At 72.6% G+C, this 1,152-nt stretch carries 1 protein-coding gene and 2 pseudogenes; 1 reads left to right on the plus strand and 2 read right to left on the minus strand.

The genetic code is table 11. The features are described from left to right. Positions 1 to 498 (minus strand): annotated as a pseudogene (locus IY392_RS14620) (hypothetical protein); the annotation flags it as partial. 102 nt (positions 499 to 600) lie between these two features. On the opposite strand from IY392_RS14620, the gene IY392_RS14625 reads away from it, so the two are divergent. Then, positions 601 to 798: a hypothetical protein gene (locus tag IY392_RS14625; protein ID WP_107755836.1), complete on the plus strand. Its 198-nt coding sequence runs from the start codon at positions 601 to 603 to the stop codon at positions 796 to 798. 124 nt (positions 799 to 922) lie between these two features. Here IY392_RS14625 and IY392_RS14630 read toward each other — a convergent pair. Beyond that, positions 923 to 1,152: pseudogene (locus IY392_RS14630) on the minus strand (resuscitation-promoting factor RpfA); the annotation flags it as partial.

The raw sequence follows: 1,152 nt of genomic DNA on the forward strand, positions 1-1,152 counted from the left end.
CGCCCGGTCGGACAGGCCACTCCACGCGGCGTCGAGCCGGGTCCCGACAGGCTCCCCGGGACGAGGGGCCGTCACCGGCGCGGCGTCGACCGCCGCGCCGGTGACGGGCACGATCCGGGCGTGGGTGATCTCGCCCCAGAACAGCGCGAGATCACGGAGGGTGTCCACGGCCGCGCGGAATGCCGCGTCGCCCTGGTCGACACCGAGACGCTCCGAGACCGCACCGATCGGCACCGGGCCGGAGTCGGCACCGAGCGCGGCGGCCGTGGACAGTACGAGTAGTTCCGGCCAGGTGAGCGTGCCGAGCGCGCGGGCGGTCGACGCGGGCAACCGCAGCCGTGAGGCGAGAACTCCCAGTGACGCCGGGGGAGGGGTGGCCACGTCCGCGCGTCTCTCGCACAGCCGCACGAGCGTCTCGTCGGGCAGTCCGGCCAGCCAGGTGGGGAAATCGGGTTCCCCACTGGTGGGGTGCCGGGGCGTGGTGCGGGAGGTCGACATATCCGCACCAGCCTAGTGAGATGCGGCCGTCGGCGGGAACCGGTGGCGGTGGGGTCCGACCCAGGTGCTGACGGATCGGGCTCGAGGTGAGATGATGTCCACGTGGCTGCCAAGAAACTGACCTACGACAACCCGGGATGGCCCGACGCCTCGTTCGGCGAGCACCCGGTGACCGAACTGGCTGCGCTCGTGGCGGGGGGGTTGTCCCCCTTCGGGCAGGAGATCTTCCCGTTGCCGCAGGAGCGCCTGAACTACGTCCATCCGGAGACGGTGGTCAACAGGTCCCTGCCGTCCCGCTGACCCACCCACCGGTGCCCGGCGTCGGCGCGTCAGTCGGCGTGACGGCGTCGGTGTGGACGACAGAACGGCCCGCCACCCCCTGAGAGGGGGTGGCGGGCCGTTCTCGTCGCCGGTCCGACCCGGATCAGTTCGCCAGGTAGGTGGCGAAGAAGTCGTCCACGGCGGTCTGGTTCTCGGCGTAGGCGGCGTCGATGAGGTCCTTGTTGGCCTGGTAGCCGTCCGTGATCGGCAGGGCGAGTCCGCGGCCCTCGGCGAACGCGGTGAGCGTCGCGACGTGATCGGCGGCCGTGACCGCCACCGGAGCGGCGGGTGCAGCCGGGGCCGCGGCGGGCGCCGGGTTGGACAGGTCACGCG

The sequence above is a fragment of the Dietzia sp. SYD-A1 genome, assembly GCF_015356725.1.
GTDB lineage: Bacteria > Actinomycetota > Actinomycetes > Mycobacteriales > Mycobacteriaceae > Dietzia.